This is a genomic window from Sorangium sp. So ce834, from assembly GCF_051521425.1.
In the GTDB taxonomy this organism is placed as follows: Bacteria; Myxococcota_A; Polyangia; order Polyangiales; family Polyangiaceae; genus Sorangium; species Sorangium cellulosum_D.
This window is the reverse complement of the sequence record NZ_CP150351.1, coordinates 1102760-1120520: the sequence shown is the minus strand read 5'-3', so window position 1 is coordinate 1120520 and position 17761 is coordinate 1102760. Positions and strand designations below refer to the sequence as shown.

At 72.7% G+C, this 17761-nt stretch carries 15 protein-coding genes and 1 tRNA gene; 10 read left to right on the top strand and 6 right to left on the bottom strand.

Annotation, left to right across the window (positions count from 1 at the left end; translation table 11 throughout):
- Nucleotides 1-324: 324 nt before the first annotated feature.
- From WMF20_RS04160 to WMF20_RS04150, 3 genes are all read left to right on the top strand, one after another.
- The gene (locus WMF20_RS04160) at nt 325-1152 is read left to right on the top strand and encodes an electron transfer flavoprotein subunit beta/FixA family protein (RefSeq protein WP_129573104.1); all 828 of its coding nucleotides are present in this window, start codon (nt 325-327) and stop codon (nt 1150-1152) included.
- Between the two features lie 72 nt (nt 1153-1224).
- Entirely contained in the window at nt 1225-2196 is a 972-nt protein-coding gene (locus WMF20_RS04155) for an electron transfer flavoprotein subunit alpha/FixB family protein (RefSeq protein WP_437610877.1), read from the top strand.
- Between the two features lie 207 nt (nt 2197-2403).
- Nucleotides 2404-5151 (top strand): ATP-binding protein, encoded by a 2748-nt coding sequence (locus WMF20_RS04150; protein WP_437610875.1) that lies wholly within the window; start codon nt 2404-2406, stop codon nt 5149-5151.
- A 281-nt stretch (nt 5152-5432) separates the two neighbouring features.
- On the opposite strand, the gene WMF20_RS04145 is transcribed toward WMF20_RS04150, so the two are convergent.
- Nucleotides 5433-5506, bottom strand: a tRNA-Pro gene (locus tag WMF20_RS04145).
- A 523-nt stretch (nt 5507-6029) separates the two neighbouring features.
- Here WMF20_RS04145 and WMF20_RS04140 point away from each other — a divergent pair.
- Nucleotides 6030-6638 carry a response regulator gene (locus WMF20_RS04140; protein ID WP_020732843.1) on the top strand — a complete coding sequence of 203 codons (609 nt, stop codon included), beginning with the start codon at nt 6030-6032 and terminating at the stop codon, nt 6636-6638.
- A gap of 61 nt (nt 6639-6699) precedes the next feature.
- Here WMF20_RS04140 and WMF20_RS04135 read toward each other — a convergent pair whose 3' ends face one another.
- Nucleotides 6700-7374, bottom strand: coding sequence for a TlpA family protein disulfide reductase (locus WMF20_RS04135; protein WP_437610873.1), 675 nt, complete (start codon nt 7372-7374; stop codon nt 6700-6702).
- A 64-nt stretch (nt 7375-7438) separates the two neighbouring features.
- Here WMF20_RS04135 and WMF20_RS04130 point away from each other — a divergent pair, with 64 nt between their 5' ends.
- Entirely contained in the window at nt 7439-8668 is a 1230-nt protein-coding gene (locus WMF20_RS04130; RefSeq protein WP_437610871.1) for a chorismate-binding protein, read from the top strand.
- A gap of 54 nt (nt 8669-8722) precedes the next feature.
- On the opposite strand, the gene WMF20_RS04125 is transcribed toward WMF20_RS04130, so the two are convergent.
- From WMF20_RS04125 to WMF20_RS04115, 3 genes are all read right to left on the bottom strand, one after another.
- Complete coding sequence (locus WMF20_RS04125; RefSeq protein ID WP_437610869.1) at nt 8723-10156, bottom strand: serine/threonine-protein kinase; 1434 nt, start codon at nt 10154-10156, stop codon at nt 8723-8725.
- Nucleotides 10157-10316: 160 nt separating this feature from the next.
- Nucleotides 10317-11444 (bottom strand): AgmX/PglI C-terminal domain-containing protein, encoded by a 1128-nt coding sequence (locus WMF20_RS04120; RefSeq protein ID WP_437610867.1) that lies wholly within the window; start codon nt 11442-11444, stop codon nt 10317-10319.
- A 64-nt stretch (nt 11445-11508) separates the two neighbouring features.
- Entirely contained in the window at nt 11509-12471 is a 963-nt protein-coding gene (locus WMF20_RS04115; protein WP_129573097.1) for a DnaJ C-terminal domain-containing protein, read from the bottom strand.
- A gap of 280 nt (nt 12472-12751) precedes the next feature.
- Between WMF20_RS04115 and WMF20_RS04110 the strand changes: the two genes are divergently transcribed.
- The 5 genes from WMF20_RS04110 (at nt 12752) to WMF20_RS04090 (ending at nt 17319) form a co-directional block, all read left to right on the top strand.
- The gene (locus tag WMF20_RS04110; RefSeq protein ID WP_437610865.1) at nt 12752-13534 is read left to right on the top strand and encodes a rhomboid family intramembrane serine protease; all 783 of its coding nucleotides are present in this window, start codon (nt 12752-12754) and stop codon (nt 13532-13534) included.
- A 71-nt stretch (nt 13535-13605) separates the two neighbouring features.
- Nucleotides 13606-14166 carry a hypothetical protein gene (locus tag WMF20_RS04105; protein WP_437610863.1) on the top strand — a complete coding sequence of 187 codons (561 nt, stop codon included), beginning with the start codon at nt 13606-13608 and terminating at the stop codon, nt 14164-14166.
- Nucleotides 14156-15088 (top strand): MlaE family ABC transporter permease, encoded by a 933-nt coding sequence (locus WMF20_RS04100; protein ID WP_129573094.1) that lies wholly within the window; start codon nt 14156-14158, stop codon nt 15086-15088. The genes WMF20_RS04105 and WMF20_RS04100 overlap by 11 nt, the downstream gene beginning before the upstream one ends.
- 26 nt (nt 15089-15114) lie before the next feature.
- Nucleotides 15115-15603, top strand: a complete 489-nt coding sequence (locus WMF20_RS04095) for a hypothetical protein (RefSeq protein WP_437610861.1) — start codon at nt 15115-15117, stop codon at nt 15601-15603.
- A gap of 63 nt (nt 15604-15666) precedes the next feature.
- Nucleotides 15667-17319 (top strand): phytoene desaturase family protein, encoded by a 1653-nt coding sequence (locus WMF20_RS04090; protein WP_129573092.1) that lies wholly within the window; start codon nt 15667-15669, stop codon nt 17317-17319.
- A gap of 18 nt (nt 17320-17337) precedes the next feature.
- Here WMF20_RS04090 and WMF20_RS04085 read toward each other — a convergent pair whose 3' ends face one another.
- Nucleotides 17338-17754 (bottom strand): YkgJ family cysteine cluster protein, encoded by a 417-nt coding sequence (locus tag WMF20_RS04085; RefSeq protein ID WP_129573091.1) that lies wholly within the window; start codon nt 17752-17754, stop codon nt 17338-17340.
- Nucleotides 17755-17761 lie beyond the last annotated feature (7 nt).

Sequence of the window (17761 nt, the reverse complement as noted above, 5' to 3'; positions counted from 1 at the left end):
CCCCCTCTCCACGGCTCACCTCCATCCCTCCCTTCCCCTCCCGGCGCCGGCTCCCTCACGCCCTCACACCGGCTCACCCCCGGCTCCCTCCCCGCCGCGAGATTCCTCACAACGAGTCGCCTCCATCCCACAAGAACCGCCGCGTCTGCTTGACGCACCACGTCGGCGCTGCCATGACCGATTTCCTCCGCCTCGGGCGCGCTATTTCAGTCGGGCTCGCCGGATCCACGCTCGGGTCCGCCGGCCCGTCTGTGGTGTGGCGCGCCCCTGCCCGGGCGGACTACGCTCTGCGTTACCCCCACAGCCACAGGAGCCAACCGAGCCGTGAAGATCCTCGTTCCGCTCAAGCGCGTCGCCGATCCGGATAACGCGAACAAGGTGAAGATCCCTGCGTCAGGGGACAAAATCGAGACGACCGGGCTCGAGTGGAAGCCGAACCCGTTCGACGAATACGCGCTCGAAGCAGCGCTGCGCCTGACCGAGGACGGCAAGGCGCCGAAGACGCGGGCAGGCGAGGTCGTCGTCGTCACCTTCGGGCCCAAGGACACCGAGCAGACCCTCCGCGCCGCCCTCGCCACCGGCGCCGACCGGGCCATCCGCGTCGACGTCACCGACGACAAGCTCGACGGCGACCTCGTCGCCCGCGCCCTCAAGACGCTCGTCGAGCGCGAGAAGCCCGACGCCGTGGTCATGGGCAAGCAGGCCGTCGACGGCGACTCGAACCAGGTCGGCCAGATCCTCGCCGAGCTGCTCGACTGGCCGCTCGCCACCTTCGCCGCGACCCTCAAGGAAGAGAAGGGCGCCCTGCTCGTCGGCCGCGAGGTCGACGGCGGCGTCGCCACCCTCCGCGTGCGCCTGCCGGCCGTCGTCACGGTCGACCTCCGCATCGTCGCGCCGACCAGCGTCTACTCGATGAAGACCGCGCCCGCGTTCAAGTACAACGACGGCGTGCGCTTCGCGGCGCTCCCCGCCATCATGGCCGCCAAGAAGAAGCCCCTCGCCGAGGTGAAGCTCGCCGATCTCGCCGCCGACCAGGCGCTCAAGGTCCAGTACCACGCGTTCCAGCCGCCCCCGGCGCGCAAGGCGGGCATCAAGGTGAAGGACGTCGGTGAGCTCGTCACCCGCCTCAAGAACGAGGCGAAGGTCCTCTGACGGGACCCGAAGGGCACATCCCCGCCCGCGCGGGGGTGAACCGACACCATTTGAGGAGGTGCAGGAGGGATCATGGCTGACGTTCTCGTGGTGGCCGAGGCCGCCGATGGAAAGCTGAAGAAGACGACGCACTCCGCGGTCACGTTCGCCAGACAAGCGGCGGCGGCGCTCGGCGGGACGTACGCGATCCTCGTGATCGGCGACGCCCTCGGCGAGGCGGCCGCCGAGGCGGCGACGCTCGGCGCGGCCAAGGTGCTCGTCGCCGAGTCGAGCGCGCTCAAGGACTATGTCGCCGAGCGCTACGTGCCGACCATCGCGGCGGCGGCCAAGGGCTACGCCGTCGTCGTGGGCACCGCGAGCGCCTACGGCAAGGACCTGCTCCCGCGCGTGGCCGCGCGGCTCTCGGCCGGGTTCGCGAGCGACATCTCCGAGCTCGTGGCCGAAGGCGCGACGCTCAAGTACAAGCGCCCGATGTACGCCGGCAACGCGTACGGGATCTGCTCCGTCACGACCCCGGTCCAGGTCGTGAGCGTCCGGCAGAGCGCGTTCGCCCCCGCCGAGCCCGCCGGCTCGAAGTCGCCGATCGAGCAGGTCGCGGTCGTCGCGCCGAGCGCCGCCGCGGAGCGCGTGGAGTTCGTCTCCTTCGACCAGGTGAAGAGCGAGCGCCCCGAGCTCACCGAGGCCAAGGTCGTCGTCTCCGGCGGCCGCGCCCTGAAGGAGCGGTTCAACGAGATCCTCGACCCGCTCGCCGACGTCCTCGGCGCCGCCGTCGGCGCGAGCCGCGCCGCGTGCGACGCCGGCTACGCCGCCAGCGACCTGCAGGTCGGCCAGACGGGCAAGGTCGTCGCGCCGTCGCTCTACATCGCCGTCGGCATCTCCGGCGCCATCCAGCACCTCGCCGGGATGAAGGGGTCGAAGGTCATCGTGGCCATCAACAAGGACGCCGACGCGCCGATCTTCCAGGTCGCCGACTACGGCCTGGTCGCCGACCTCTTCACGACCGTGCCCGAGCTCGTGAAGCAGATCCAGGCCGCGCGCGGCTGATCCAGGCGGCGCGCGCGGCACGAAACCGACCGCCGCGACCGGCCCCGCCGGGGCGCGCCGCGCCGCCCTCCCCGGGCCGCGGCCGTGCCCCGGCCTACCGGAAGAGTCCGTCCAGCGAGAAGTCCACGTACGCCAACGTAATTTCCGTGTCAGGTCGCCCGCATAGCATCTTGTTCGCGTCCGGCGGCCGTGGGATCCCTTGAACCCATGCCCGAACGTTCGGACATCCCGATCGTCACGGCGCTCGCGCAGGCGCGGGCCTCGCTCCTCGAGGCCGCCGCGACCGCCGAGCAGCGCCGGCTCATCGGCCCGGCGGTCATGGAGATCGATCGCGCGATCGTGAGCCTCGACCCGGCCGCGAGCGCCTCGTTCGAGCTCACGCCGCTCGCCGCGTCGGTGCCGCCCATCGACACGGAGGTCGAGACGCTGCGCCGCGAGGTCGAGCGGCTGCGCGCCATCACCCGGCACGAGCGCGGGCTGCTCGACGCGCTGCTCAGCGAGAGCCCGCACGGCATCATCGTCTCCGACGCGCAGGGCAAGCTGATCCTCCAGAACCGGGCGTCCGAGCGCATCTGGGCCGGCAGCTCCACCGCCGACAACGTCGAGGGGTGGGGGCGCTACCGCGCGTTCCACCCCGACGGCCGGCCGTTCGAGGGCGAGGACTGGTCGATGGCGCGGTGCCTCTCCAGCCGGGAGAGCGTGCCCGCCGAGGAGATCCACTTCCAGCGCTTCGACGGCACCCACGGGATGCTGCTCGGGAGCTGCGCGCCGCTCTTCTCGCCGGAGGGCGAGCTGCTCGGCGCCGTCTCCATCTTCGCCGACATCACCCAGTTCAAGCAGCTCGAGGCGGACCTGCACGTCAGCAGGACCAAGTTCTCGACGACGCTGAAGAGCATCGGCGACGCGGTGATCTCGACCGACGGCTCGGGCCGCATCGACTTCATGAACGCCGTGGCCGAGACGCTGACCGGGTGGACGCTCGATGAGGCGCGGGATCGCCGGCTGTCCGAGGTCTTCCGCGTCATCTCCGAGCAGACGCGCGACGACCTCGACAACCCGGTCACCGAGGTGCTGCGCCACGGCGGCATCATCGGGCTCGACGACACGACGCTGCTCCTGCGCAGGGACGGCTCGGAGCTCGCGATCGACTCGAGCGGGGCGCCGATCCGGAGCGACGAGGGCGAGCTCGTCGGGCTCGTGCTCGTCTTCCGCGACGTGACCGAGAAGCGGCTCGCCGACAAGCGGCGCTACTTCATCGGCGAGGCGAGCCGGCAGCTCGCGCTGTCCGGCCTCGAGTACGACACGACCCTGTCCAACGTCGCGCGCCTCGCGGTGCCGCACATCGCGGACGCGACGGTGGTGGACATCGTCGAGCCCGACGGCTCGCTGAGCCGGCTCGCGGCCGTGCACGCGAGCACCGCGAAGCAGGCGCTCGGCAAGGAGCTGTCGGCCCGCTACCCGACCGACCCCGAGGTGCCGCGCGCGGTGCACGCGGTGCTCCGGTGCGGCGAGTCGCTGCTGCTCCCGGAGGTCGACGGCATGGCGTGGCAGCGGGCCTCGTCGTCGGAGCACGGCCACGAGGCCTGGTCCGGCGCGCACGATCCGGTCTACCTCGCGCTGCTCCGGGAGCTCGGCGTCCGCTCGGCGATGATCGTCCCGCTGCGCGCGCGCGGCCGGACGCGCGGCGCGATCACGCTGTTCTCGACCGAGTCGAGCCGGCGCTACGGCGTCGACGATCTCGCGCTCGCCGAGGAGCTCTGCAACTTCGCGGCGCTCGCGCTCGACAACGCGCAGCTCTACCGCGAGTCGCAGCAGGTCAACCGCGCGAAGGACGAGTTCCTCGCCACGCTCTCCCACGAGCTCAGGACGCCGCTCACCGCGATCCTCGGCTGGGCGCGCATGCTCCGGCAGGGCTCGCTGAAGCCGGACACGCACGTCCGCGCGCTGGAGGCGATCGAGCGCAACGGCACGCTCCAGGCGCAGCTCGTCGAGGACCTGCTCGACGCCTCGCGCATCATCACCGGCAAGCTGCGGCTCGACGTGATGCTCGTGGATCTGCCGCCGATCATCAACGCGGCCATCGACGCGGTCCGCCACGGCGCGGACGCGAAGGGGATCGAGCTCGCGGTGCAGCTCGACGCGGGCGCGGGGCCGATCTCGGGCGACCAGACGCGGCTGCAGCAGGTGGTGTGGAACCTCCTGTCGAACGCGATCAAGTTCACGCCGCGCGGCGGCAAGGTGTCGATCCAGCTCGGCAGGGTCGAGGGCCTGGCGCGCGTCCAGGTGAGCGACACCGGCCAGGGCATCGTCCCAGAGTTCCTGCCATACGTGTTCGACCGCTTCCGGCAGGCCGACAGCACGAGCACGCGGCCGCACAGCGGGCTCGGGCTCGGCCTCGCGATCGCGCGCCACCTGGTCGAGCTGCACGGCGGCACGGTGAAGGCGGAGAGCGGCGGCGAGGGCAAGGGCGCGACGTTCACGGTGGACATCCCGCTCGCGCCGCGGGGCGCGATCGCGGCGCTCCGGAAGGCCGAGGGGCTGAGCAACCTGGCCGCCGATTCGGAGCCGACGCTGCAGGGCGTGCGCGTGCTGATGGTCGACGACGAGCCGGACGCGCGGGAGCTCGTGACGACGGTGCTGGAGCGCAAGGGGGCGAGCATCACGGCGGTGGCGACCGTCGACGAGGCGCTGTCGGCGATCGCGCGCGAGAAGCCCGACGTGATCCTGAGCGATCTCGGGATGCCCGGGGAGGACGGCTACAGCCTGATCCGGCGGCTGCGCGCGCAGAGCCCCGAGCACGGCGGGCGCATCCCGGCGGCGGCGCTGACGGCGTACGCGAGCGCGCAGGACCGGACGCGGGCGCTGCTGGCGGGGTTCCAGTCGCATGTGCCCAAGCCGATCGAGGCGTCGGAGCTCGCGGCCGTGATCGCCAACCTGGCGGGGCGCACCGGATAGCTGGGGGCCCACCGGGCTGCCGAGGGCCTACCGCCTTCCTAGGAGCGCCTTCCCACGCAGGTGGGAGTCCGCAGCGGCAGCTCGCAAAGCGCGCTCAGTGGCGGCCCGCAGGGGCATTGGCGGGCCCGCGGGGGCGGCTCCAAGGGAGCCCAAGCCGCGGCTCGCAGAGGCCGCTGAGGCAGCGAGGCGCCATCGAGCGTCGCTCGCCGACGGCAGGGATACCAGCGAGGGCGACGGACGCCCTCGCTGCGATCGACCCGTCCGTATGTCGAAGAAAAGGGTCGGGGCGAGAGGATTTGAACCTCCGACTCCTCGGTCCCGAACCGAGTGCGCTACCAGGCTGCGCTACGCCCCGTACGCTGCCGCAAGAGCAACGCCCGCTGAACAGCGGGCGCGCAACATCGCCAAGAGTGAGCCGCTTGTCAAGACGAAATGAACCAGCGGCCCCCCACCCCAACCCGCACCCCCCAGAAAAGCCGGCCCGCCGCAGCACGGACGAACGGCGGAAAGTGTCCAGAAACACACCTGTTTCGCGCCTTACCCGGCGCCCCGGACGTTTCACGAAGCCAAGAATCGGAGGAGCGCAAGAAAAAACTCCCGTCTCCGCCTTGCTCAGACCGTGTTAAAGTGTCACTGGAATCCCGATGATGCCGAGAGGAAGCAAAGCGCGAGGGGCCTGTGGCGCCGGTCAGGGCCTCGCCCCCTGCTCGCGCAGCGTTGGGCAGGGGACCGCCGGTGCGGCCCCTTCCAGAACAGACCAGGACGACCGGTTTCGGCGGTCGTGCGGGTGCGTGACACACGAGCGACCGGCTTCGGTCGACCGTGAGACAAAGGCGACCGGCTTCGGCGGTCCTACGGGTACGTGAGAGGAGGAACAGGTGGCAATTGAGCTTCCCGCTGTGCGCATTCTGATCGTCGACGACGACCGGGCGATCTGTGACTACATGCAGACGCTGCTCGAGCGCGACGGCTATCAGGTCAAGACGCTGGGCGATCCCACGACCGTGGAAGAGGAGGTCCGCGCGGGCGGCTACCACCTCATCATCCTCGACCTCATGATGCCGAAGCTCGACGGCATCGAGGTGCTCAAGCGCATCCGCAAGGTCGACAACGACATCGCCGTCGTCATCTTCACCGGCTTCCCCAACCTCGAGAGCGCCGTCGCGTCCATGAAGCTCGACGCGGTCGACTACATCAAGAAGCCGTTCAACGTCGACGAGTTCCGCGAGGTGCTCGCCCGCGTCATGCGCAAGAAGGGCCTCGCGCGGACGCCCGAGGAGCAGCTCCACCGCGTCATCGGCGACACGATCAGGAACCTACGCAAGGACAAGGACCTGACGCTCAAGCAGATGGCGCGCCGCACGGGGCTCAGCGTGTCGCTGCTCTCGCAGATCGAGCGCGCCGAGTCGTCGGCGTCCATCTCGTCGCTCTACAAGATCGCGGTCGCCCTCGAGTCGCGCATCCAGGACCTCTTCGGCCACTACTGATCCGCGGCGGACGCCCGCGCGCCGCGACGCCGCGCGCGCGAGCGACCGGGCGGGCGCCGGCTCAGGGCCGCGCGCCGCGCTCGATCGCCGCGTCGAGCTTGCCGAGCTCGAGGCCCGCGAACGCGTCCAGATGCGCGCCGGTCGCGTCGTAGACGATCACGTAAGGCAGCTTCGAGACGTGCTTCAGGTAGCGCTGGGCGAGCGGGGTGCCCCAGTCGACGATGTCGAGCTTGCGGTAGGCGACGTCCCGGCGAGCCTCGAGCACCTTGGCCATGTGCGCGTCCAGCTTGCGGCACGGCAAGCACCAGCTCGCCGCGAAATCGATGACCGTGACCTTGCCCGGGACGACGTGGGCGCCGAGATCGGGGATGTCCGCGCCGCCCTCGGAGATCGTCCGAGCGTCCGCCCCCTCGGGGAAGGTCGCCCAGCCGAGGTACTGCCCCTTGCCGCCGCCGAGCACCGCCTCGAACCCCTCGTCGGCGGCGAGCTGCTTCACGGCGCCCGCGACGTCGAACGAGCTCGACGCGGTGACGGCGATCTCGGCGCGGCGCTTGTCGAACGTGGCCGCGTAGACGCCGGGGCGCTCGCGGAGATCCGCGACGAGCTCGGCGCCGCACGCCTCGCAGTCGATGTTCCGCAGCGAGACGACGGTGGTGCGCGCGTCGGACGAGGCGGGCTGGGCGCCGCCGCAGGCGGCCAGGCAGAGGACCGACGAGAGGACGATCGCGCTTCGCACGGTGTTCCCTGGCAACCTTGGCCTCCTTCGCCGGACGGCGCAACGTCGTGTAGGCTCGGCGGCGATGAGCTCCGTCGTGACCCGCACCCTCCCGGCCGATCACATCACGCCGGTCCGCGCCTACGCCGCGCTCCGCGCCCACGCGCCGGGCCGATCGTCGTTCATGTTCGAGTCCGCCGTCTCCGGCGAGCGCTGGGGCCGCTACGCGATCCTGGGGTACCGGGCGCGCGCCGAGACCCTCCTCCCGAGCGGGTTCGACCCGTTCGAGACGCTGGCCGAGGGGCTCGCGCCGCCGGCGGCGCCGGGCTCGCGCGACCTGGCGGCCCGCGTCTGCCAGTCGTGGGTCGGCTTCCTCTCGCACGATACGGTGCACCAGCTCATGGGCATCGAGCCGTGGCCCGAGGAGATGTACCTCGGGCGCATGCTGAAGGACGCGACCGTGGTCGTGTTCGACAGCGCGGCGCAGACGATGACCATCGCCGGCCGCTCGCAGGGCGCGGTGAACCGCTGCGCCTGGGAGATGACGCACGGGCCGGAGCAGCCGGGCCTGCCCGCGCTCGATCCAGAGGCGCTGCCGGAGCACCTCGAGACGCCGGTGACCGACGAGGACTACGCGGCGAAGGTGGCGGCCGCGCGCGCGCGGATCGCGGCCGGCGAGGCGACGGAGGTGGTGCTCGCCCGCAGGTTCCGGGCGCCGCTCCGGGGCGCGGATCCGTTCGATGTGTACCGCGCGCTGCGGATGCTCGCGCCGTCGACGCACCTCTATTTCCTCGACTTCGCCGAGTCGCCGTTCGCGCCGGGGCTCACCATCGCGGGGGCGTCGGGCGAGACGCTCGTGCGCGCCGAGCGCGATCCGTCGGCCGAGCCGCGCCCCGGGGACGCGTCGTTGGTCGAGGCGCTGCGCGCCGCCCTCGCGGGCGGCAGCGCCGTCGGCCAGCCGGCAGCGCGCGCGAGCGCCATCAGCCGCAGCCTGGAGGCCGGCCCGCGTTGGGTCTACGGCGGCGCGGTGGGCTACTTCGGGCCGGAGGGCTCCGAGATCGCGCACACGCTCGGCGCCGTCTGGAGCGCGTCCGGGTACTTCGAGGTGATGACCGGCGCGCGCATCGGGAACGGAAGCGAGCCCCGCGCGGAAGCCGAGCGGACGCACCGCGACGCGCGCGGCCCGCTGTCGGCGATCCGCGCGGCGCAGGAGGCGCGCAAGGCGCACGACCTCGACAGGGCAAAGAGGGCCGCCGCCGAGAGGGCGGCCGCCGAGAAGGATGCCGCCGGGGACGACGCGTCCCGGGGCGGCTAGCGCGCTCCACCAGGGCCAGCGCCGCCCTCGGGCCAGCGCGCGCGCCGCGCCCGCTCAGTCCGGCGCGAAGCCGTGGCGCACGCGCGCGGGAGCGGACCCTGCCGAGGAGCCAGGCCGCGCCGGGCGCGGCGGCGCGGCGTGCGGCGGCGCGGCCGTGGCGGCGTGGGCGCTGCGCTGGGGAGAGGCGTGAGGGGCTCGGCGGAAGAACGCGGAGGAGGCCGCCTCGGGCGCGGCGGGCAGCGGCGCGGCGCGGTGGACGGCGAGGGAGGCCGAGAGCACCGCCGCCCTGGCGCCGCCGACCGCCATCGCCGGCGCGGGGCGATCCAGCCGAGCGCTCGTCGCGAGCGCCACCGCGCCGAGCAGCGCCACGAGGCCCGCCGAGAGGATCCACGCGCCGCGCGCATGCGGGCCGTCGAGCCCGCGCAGGACGTCGGCGCTCTCCGCGCTGAGCAGCGTGTCCGGGGCCGCCCGCTGGTCCGCGCTCGGCGGCTCGGGGCCAGGATCCGCCCGCGCAGCAACGTCGGACGCCACCTCCGCGGACAGCGCGGCCAGCGGCCGCGCCGAGGCCACCCAGGGGGGGACGCGCGCCGGCGGGGGCGGACGCAGCACGCCGGACGAGGGAGGCGGCGCGAGATCCGCGATGCCGACGAGCGCGTCCACCATCTCCTCGATCGATCGAAAGCGCCGCGCCAGATCGCGCGCGAACGCCTTCTCGAAGAAGCCGTCCAGCGCAGCAGGCAGGCTCGGCACGAGCTGCGTCGCCGCTGGCGGCGGCGCGAGCAGGATCTTCGAGGCCACGACGCTGGCGATGTCGCCGGGAAAAGGGAGCTGGCCGGTCACCGCGCGGAACAGGACCGCAGCCAGCGACCAGAGATCGGTCTGCGCATCGAGGGTGCGTTCCGACCGGATCTGCTCGGGGCTGAGGTAGTGGAGCGAGCTCGCGCTCACCTCGGCCGCGACCTCGCCCAGGAGCCGCGGCGCGACCGGCCGCGGGAGCCCGAGATCGAGCACCTTCACGACCTCCTCGCCGCCGTCCAGCGCGAGGAAGAAGCTCTCCGGCCGGAGGCCCTGGTGGAGGAGGTCCGCCGCGTGGGCGCACCGGAGGGCCTCGCCGGCCTGCGCGGCGAGGCGCGCCGCCTCCTGCAGCGAGAGGCGGCTGCGCCGGAGCAGGCGCGCCGCGAGATCCTCGCCGGAGAGCAGGTCCATGGCCAGGTAGACCACGTCGCCCTCGGCGCCGTGGTCGTGCACGCGCACCACGTGCCGCGACGAGAGCCCGACGGCAGCACGGACACAACGATCGATCCGGAGGTGCTCCCCCGTCGCGCCAGCGTCGGGGAGGAAGAGCTTCAGGGCGACGCGCCCGCCGAGCTGCAGCTCGCGCGCGACCCAGACCGAGCCTCGGTCGCGCGCCAGCCGCGCGCCAGGGCGCACGAGCTGCCTCTCAAGCAGATATTTCCCCCCGACGATGGTGCCCGGTGTGAAGTCCATATACCTGAGCCTCCTCCCCCACGGTAAAGTTGCACATCGACCCCGGGGCGCAATTTGTAGCGGCGCGGATCGCTTGAGAAATCGCCTCGACCGTGGATGCGCTGTGAGCGTTCGCACGGGGGGAGCGCACGGGGAGGGCCGCCCACGTCGGGCGCGGCCGTCAGGGGCTCTGCGGGTCGGGCGAAAAGCGGAGCGGCACGACGAAGCGCAGGTCGCCTCCCTCCGGCGCCGGGAACGTGAGCGCGCGCGCGCGCCGGAGCACGCAGCGGGCGAGCCGTTCGTCCGGGAAGCGCGACTCGACCTCGAAGGCCTCGTCGACGGCGCCGCTGCCGGTCACGTGAAAGCGGACGGCGAGGCGGCCCCAGAGCGCCGGCGCGCCGGCGAGGGCCGCCTCGTAGCAGCTCCGGAACGCGGGCATGGCCTCGGCCACCGCGGCCTCGATCGCGTCGGGCCGGAGCTCGCCCGGGCCGGGAGCGAGGACGGACGGCGGGGGCTCGACCGGATCGTCGCCCGGGTAGACCTGCAGCGTGGCCACGACGGTCGAGCCGGCCTTGGCCCTGGGCAGCGGGAGCGACCGCGCGCGCTCGGCGAGGCACGAGACGACGTCCGGCGCGGAGAGGGTGGACGAGGTCGCGCGCGCGCCCGTCACCTTGCCGGCGCGGCTCACCGTGAGCCGCACGGTGGTCTTGCCGTGCAGCGACGGGTCCCTGTAGGCGCGCAGCCGGTAGCACGAGTACACGTGGATCCAGAGGTGACGCCGGGCGATGCGCTCGACCTCGCGCGCCTTGAGCGGCCCCTTCACCGTGTCGATGTCCACGATGATCCGCGGCAGCGGGTGCCCCTCGGCCGGCGGCGGCGGCGCGGGGGGCTCTCCCCTGCCCCCGGCGTTCCAGCGATCCCGCTCCGCCGCCTCGGCCTGGCCGCGGGGCACCGGGTGCTGGCCGAGCTTGTAGGGCGGCTCGATCGCGATCGAGGGCCCCTGCGGCGCGGCCGCGCCGGGGGCGCCGCCCTCGCCGGACGTGGCGGGCGAGGCCGCGTCGGCGGCGCTCGGCGCGGCGGGCGGGACCGCCGCGGACGCGGGCGGCGCGGACGGCGCGCGCGGATCGGCGGTGGAGGCGACGGCGGACGCCGGCGCGCCCGCGGGCCGCGGGGGGCGCGCAGGCTGGACGGCGGCGGGCGCAGGGAGGCCGGCGGCGCGCGGCGCCGGGCGCGGCGGCGCCGCGCACGCGGCGAGCGCGACGGCGGCCGCGAGGAGGGGCCGGGGATCGATCGCGAGCGGCTGCTTCATGGGAGGTCGACCTGGGAGCCGCGCCCGCGCGGGGCGACGCGCGCGCGGAGGCGGAGCGCCGCGCTCAGAACCGGAGATCGCCGCGAGGCGCCTCCACCTTGCCGTCGAGCAGCTCGATCGCCTTCGCCACCTCGGGGTCGTCGACGGTCGGGACGTGCACCACGAACTTCACGTAGAGATCCCCCGGCTCCTTGCCCTTGCGGGCGATGCCCTTGCCGCGCAGCCGGATCACCTGGCCGGTCTGGGTGCGCGCCGGGATCTTGAGCGTCACCTCGCCGTCGGGCGTGGGGATGCGGATCTTCTCGCCCCGGTAGGCCTCGCCCAGGGTGACGGGCACGTCGAGGTGGAGATCGTCGCCCTCGCGCTTGAAGAACGGGTGCGGCGTGACGTGGATGTTGAGCAGCAGATCGCCCGGCTCGCCGCCGCCCATGCCCGGGCCGCCCTGGCCGCGAATGCGCAGGCGGCTCCCCTCGGCGGCCCCGGGCGGGACGCGCACGGTCACCGGCTCGGGCTCGCCTTCGCGCTGGAGCTGGAGCGTCGTGCCCCGCACCGCCGAGACGAAGTCGATGGTGAGGTTCTGCTCGACGTCGCTGCCGCGGCTGCGCGCGGGCGGCCCGCGCCGGCCCGCGCCGCCGCGGCCGCGGCCGAAGAGATCGCCGAGGATGTCGCTGAGATCGCCGGCGCCGCCGCCGGCGTTGCCGAAGATCTCCTGGACGTCGAAGTTGCCGGGCACGCCGCGGCCCCCGCCCGCGGCCCGAGCGTTCGCGTAGCGACGGTAGGCGCGGGCGCGCTCGGCGTCGAAGTTCTGCGACAGGCTCTCCTCGCCGAACTCGTCGTAGAGCGCGCGCTTCGCCTTGTCGCTCAGCACCTCGTGCGCCTGGTTGATCTCCTTGAACCTCTGCTCGTTGGCCTTCCCCGGGCTCTTGTCCGGGTGGTACTTCATCGCGAGCTTGCGGAACGCCTTCTTGATGGAGTCCTCGTCCGCATCGCGCGAGACGCCGAGCACGGAGTAGAGATCACGAGCCATGGTCGTCCGTCGTCATTCTGGGCTGCAGGAGATGCAGGCGATGCGGGCCGCGAGGGGCCCTCATCGGGCGGAAACCTAGATCTGCCTGCCGTTTTCGTCCACTGGTGCTGAGGACGGCCGCGGCCGGGGAGCGCGCGTGGCGGACCTCGCCACGCAGCGGCGAGCCGAGCGGGGCGGGCGCCTCGGCCATCGTGTCGCGGAGCCGCACCTCGGGCATGGCCCCCGGGTCTATCAAGGCCGGCGGATGCTGTCACCGGTCCGCGTGCTTAAGTAAATCGCGATGCTGCCCCTCCGAGACCAACTGCCCACCCGCAAGGTGCCGATCGTCAACTACCTGCTGATCGCGGCCAACGTCCTCGGCTTCTTCTGGATGCGGTCGATGATCGCGGCCGGGTTCCCGCCCGACCGGCTGCTCTCCTTGTGGGGCCTCGTCCCGGTGCAGCTGCTGCACGAGCCGACCGACGCCTGGTGGACGGTCTTCACCAGCATGTTCATGCACGATCCGACGGGGTGGGCCCACCTCGGCGGGAACATGCTGTTCCTCTGGATCTTCGGCGACAACGTCGAGGATGCGCTGGGCAGCCTCCGCTACGCGGCGTTCTATGTGCTGTCCGGGATCGCCGCCGCGGGCGCCCAGATCCTGATCGATCCCGGCTCGATGATCCCCATGGTGGGCGCCTCGGGCGCCATCTCGGGCGTGCTGGCCGCGTACGCGTCGCTCTACCCGCGCTCGCCGGTCACGGTGCTGAACCCGATCTTTCTCCTGTGGTTCATCTTCGGCCTGTTCCTGGAGCTCCCGGCGTGGCTGGTCATCCTCGAGTACTTCGTGGTGAACCTGCTGAACGGGCTCGGCGCCATCGGCATGCGCAGCGGCGGCGTCGCGTTCTTCGCGCACCTCGGGGGGTTCGTCGCCGGGCTCTTCCTCGTCCGCCTCTTCATGGTGGGGCGCGCCCGGCGCGAGCACGAGCGCTGGCAGCACTGGCGCGCGGCGCCCCGGCGCCCGGCAGCCCGCCGCCCCGCGCCGTGGGACACGCCGCGGCGGCGCGACCCCTGGGGCTGGTAGCGGCGCGGCGCGATCGCGGCGCTCGTGGTTCGCCCAGGATGCAAAAGCGTGATAGCGTCCCGGCCGCAGCGATGCGACGACCCCTTCGAAGGCGCCCCACCGCCGGCGGTTCTGCGGCAGAGGCAGCGAACCCCCGGGCCAGGCTGCTGGCGCTCGCGGTCGCGCTCGCCGGCTGCGGTGGCCCGTCGTTCGACGGAACGGTCTACCGCGGCTCCGAGGTCGCGTTCCGCGTGCCCCCGGCGCCGGCGGGCTGGAAGCCGCTCTCGGTGTCGGACGCCGCCGTGGCGTTCCGCGACGAGGCGAACGGATCGACCATCGCCCTGAACGGACGCTGCCGGAACGAGGACGACGTCCCGCTCGTCTCGCTGACCAACCACCTCTTCCTGCATTTCACGGAGCGCGAGGTGCTGAAGCAAGAGGTCGTCCCGTTCGACGGCCGCGAGGCGATGCACACGGTCCTCTCGGCGAAGCTCGACGGGGTGCCGAAGGTGTTCGACGTCTGGGTGCTGAAGAAGAACGGCTGCGTGTACGACATGCTCCTCATCGCCGATCCCGCCCGCTACGCCGCCGGCGAGCCGGCGTTCACGCGGATGGTCCGCGGCTTCTCGACCCTGCCGGCCGATGACGACTGAGCGCAAACGGCCCCCGGAGGCGGCGCCGCCCTCCGCGAGCAGCCCGGCCCCGGCCAGCGCGGGCCCGAGCAGCCTGCCGCCGAGCAGCCTGGCCCCCGGGAGCCGGGGGCCGGCCAGCATCGCCCCGCCGCCGCTCCCCCCGCTGGTCGCGAGGATCAACGACACGGCCGTCGGGTTCGTCGAGCACCTCGGGCAGTTCGGGCGGATGACGTGGGGGGCGATCAAGGCGATCTTCGATCGGCCGCTCGAGCTGCGCTCGACCCTCTACCAGATGGAGGCGCTCGGCGTGCGCTCGGCCGCGATCGCGTCCGTGACGGCGCTGTTCGTCGGGATGGTCATGGCGGTGCAGTTCGCCATCGGCCTGCAGAAGTTCGGGGGCATGGAGTACACGGGCCGCATCATCGGCCTGTCGTTCTCGCGCGAGCTCGCGCCGACGCTGACGGCGGTCATCGTGGGCGGCCGCATCGGCGCCGGCATCGCGGCGGAGGTCGGGTCGATGGCCGTCACCGAGCAGATCGACGCGATCCGCGCCCTCGGCGCCAACCCGGTGAAGAAGCTCGTCCTGCCCCGGCTGCTCGCGAGCATCGTGGTGATGCCGGTGCTCGGCGCGTTCGCGCTGGTGCTGGGCTTCAGCGGCGCGATGCTGATCTGCGCGACCGAGTTCGGCATCCCGGCCGGCTTCTTCCTGCGGACGGCGCTGAGCTCGGTGACGTTCATGGATTACTTCAGCGGGATGTACAAGACGCCCTTCTTCGGGGCGATCATCGCGCTCGTCGGATGTCACTTCGGGCTGATCACGCGCGGCGGAACGGAGGGCGTCGGCCACGCGACCACGCGCACCGTGGTGGTGACGTCGATCTCCATCCTGATCGCCGACTTTTTCCTGACCAAGATGTCCATCCTGTTCTTCCCGAGCCGGTGATCGCGCCCGGCCCGGAAGGCGCCCCGATGCCGTCGCCGACGTCGCCGCGCCGAGGGACCGGGTTCGTCGCCCGGGTCGTGCCCGCGCTCCTCGCCGGGGTCGCGGCGTGCCAGGGAGACGCCGGGCGGGAGGGCGCGGGAGCGCCGGCGCTCGACGGCGGGGCGGCGCTGGCGGCCGAGGGCACGCCGGCGCCGCGGCGCCCGACGCGGTACTACCACCTGCGGCGGACGGACGACGGCTGCGAGCTCTTCTGGATCGACGGGGACCTCGTCTCCGCGTCCCAGACGGTCGTGTGCCCGCCCGACCTGGAGGTGGGCGAGCGCGTTCGCCTGACCGGCAAGACGTGCATGCGCGAGTCGGCGCAGACCCCGAGCCGCGCCGTGCCGGTCGTCTGTCCGCTGGCGCTCATGAACCTGGAGAAGGCGGACAGGGCGCCGCCCGACGCCGGAGCGCCGCCGGACGGCGGCAAGCCGGACGGCGGGCGGGACGGCGGCAAGCCGGGCGGCGGCAAATAAGAAGAGCGGCAAAAGCGCGCAGCCAGGCTCCTCCCCGGAGCATCGGAGTCCGAGGGGGGACGCATGAGAGACGCGGATACCGTCGTGATCGGATCAGGCGCCGGCGGGCTCACGGCCGCGCTCGCGCTCGCGCGCGCGGGACAGAAGGTGATCGTCGTCGAGCAGCACTACCTCCCCGGCGGGTGGACCCACAGCTTCTCGCTGGACGGTTATCTGTTCAGCCCGGGAGTCCACTACATCGGCGAGCTCGGCCCGGGAGGCGCCGTGCGGCGGCTCTACGAGGGGCTCGGCCTCTCGGAGGATCTCGAGTTCTGCGAGCTCAACCCGGACGGGCTCGATCACCTGATCGTCGGCGAAGCGCGGTTCGACGTGCCCAAGGGCTTCGAGCGGCTCGTCGCCCGGCTGACGGCGCGCTTCCCGCACGAGGCGGCGGGGATCGCGCGGTACTTCCGCGTCCTCCGCGGGCTGAGCGACGATCTCGGCCGCGTCGACGAGATGCTCGAGTTCCCGAAGGTGCTGCTCTTGCCGTTCAAGGCACCGAACCTCGTGCGCTGGGGCCTCCGCACCCAGGAGGATCTGCTGGACGCGACGATCCGGGACCCGCTGCTGCGCGCGTTCCTCGCCGCGCAGGGGGGAGATCACGGCCTCTCGCCGTCGCGCGTCGCGCTGCCGATCCACGCGAGCATCATTTGCCATTACCTCGAGGGCGGGTATTACCCGCGCGGCGGGGCCAGGCGCCTCCCGCTCGCGATGATCCGGGCGCTGCGCCGGCTCGGGGGGCAGGTGCGGATGCGCGCGCGGGTGAGGCGGATCGTCGTCGAGCGCGGGCGGGCGGCCGGCGTCGAGCTGGAAGGGGGCGAGATTTTGCGCTCGGCGAGCGTCGTCTCGAACGCGGACCCGGCGATCACCTACGGCGAGCTGCTCCCGCCCGAGCTGACCGCCCGCGAGCGCCGCAAGGTCGAGCGGATGGAGTATTCCGTGAGCCTGCTCAGCGTGTTCTGCGCCGTGGACATGGATCTGCGGTCGATGGGCTACGACTCAGGCAATTACTGGTGGTACCGCGGGAGCGACGTGGGCCGCATCTACGAGCGCGCGGAGCGCCAGCTGCCGCGCGGCGCGGTGGACGGGCTGTTCCTGACCATCACGACGCTGAAGGACCCGGGCCACCCGACGCGGGGCAATCACCACACGATCGAGATGTTCACGTTCGTGCCCCACGGCCCCTTCGCGCGCTGGGAGAAGACCCGCACGGGCGAGCGAGGGGCCGAGTACGACAAGCTCAAGGAGTCGCTCGGAGATCAGATGATCGCCGCCGCGGAGAACGTCATTCCCGGCATCTCCCGCGCGCTCGTGTTTCGCTCGGTGGCGACGCCGCTGACCAACGATTTCTACTGCGCCTCGCACCGCGGCGCCGCCTACGGCACCGCCAAGACGCCGTGGCAGCTCGGCCCGCTGTCGTTCTCCGTCAAGACGAGGATCCCGGGGCTGTACCAGTGCGGCGCGAGCACGCTGAGCCACGGGGTGGCCGGCGCCGCGATGTCGGGGCTCATGGCGGCGCAGCGCATCACCGGCGCGGCGCGCGCGGGGGACCTGCTCGGGCCGGCCGACGGATCGCTGCGGGTCTACCCCGCCGACCGGCCGGAGGAGTGGCTGCACGAGAAGAGAAGGGCCGTCGAGGCGCAGGCCGACGCGGACGAGCTCAACGAGACGACGTGAGCCCAGCGATCCGCGGAGCTAGCCCGCAGGCGTCCTGGACCGGAACGTGATCTGCACGAGCGGCATCACGTTGGGATCGTCCTGCGTCTCCCGCTCGAACTGGAGCACGTCGTAGTACCCGCACCGCGGCCGGCCGGGGTAGTCGCGGCAGACCTCCGGCCGAGCCTCGTAGATGGTGCAGCCGCGCGTCGTGAGATCGAGGAAGCGGCAGACACGGCCGAGCACCGGATCCGACTGCCGCCGGAGGATGCGCTCGCCGTTGTAGCGCTTCGTGAAGCGCTCCTCGGCGGCCTCGACCGTGAGGCCGAAGTGGCGGGCGAGCCGACGCAGGTCGCGCGGCGTCACCTCGACCCGCTCGTAGATGGAGCAGCAGTAGGCCGGGCACTTCGAGCAGTCGTAAGAGACGCGGCGCTTCGCCTTGAGGGTCGTGGTCATGGATCGT

Coding starts and splice junctions, on each gene's coding strand:
- WMF20_RS04090 (WP_129573092.1), top strand. CDS start 15,667: ATGAGAGACGCGGATACCGTCGTGATCGGATCAGGCGCCGGCGGGCTC.
- WMF20_RS04110 (WP_437610865.1), top strand. CDS start 12,752: ATGCTGCCCCTCCGAGACCAACTGCCCACCCGCAAGGTGCCGATCGTC.
- WMF20_RS04105 (WP_437610863.1), top strand. CDS start 13,606: ATGCGACGACCCCTTCGAAGGCGCCCCACCGCCGGCGGTTCTGCGGCA.
- WMF20_RS04150 (WP_437610875.1), top strand. CDS start 2,404: ATGCCCGAACGTTCGGACATCCCGATCGTCACGGCGCTCGCGCAGGCG.
- WMF20_RS04120 (WP_437610867.1), bottom strand. CDS start 11,444: ATGAAGCAGCCGCTCGCGATCGATCCCCGGCCCCTCCTCGCGGCCGCC.
- WMF20_RS04115 (WP_129573097.1), bottom strand. CDS start 12,471: ATGGCTCGTGATCTCTACTCCGTGCTCGGCGTCTCGCGCGATGCGGAC.
- WMF20_RS04130 (WP_437610871.1), top strand. CDS start 7,439: ATGAGCTCCGTCGTGACCCGCACCCTCCCGGCCGATCACATCACGCCG.
- WMF20_RS04095 (WP_437610861.1), top strand. CDS start 15,115: ATGCCGTCGCCGACGTCGCCGCGCCGAGGGACCGGGTTCGTCGCCCGG.
- WMF20_RS04100 (WP_129573094.1), top strand. CDS start 14,156: ATGACGACTGAGCGCAAACGGCCCCCGGAGGCGGCGCCGCCCTCCGCG.
- WMF20_RS04155 (WP_437610877.1), top strand. CDS start 1,225: ATGGCTGACGTTCTCGTGGTGGCCGAGGCCGCCGATGGAAAGCTGAAG.
- WMF20_RS04125 (WP_437610869.1), bottom strand. CDS start 10,156: ATGGACTTCACACCGGGCACCATCGTCGGGGGGAAATATCTGCTTGAG.
- WMF20_RS04085 (WP_129573091.1), bottom strand. CDS start 17,754: ATGACCACGACCCTCAAGGCGAAGCGCCGCGTCTCTTACGACTGCTCG.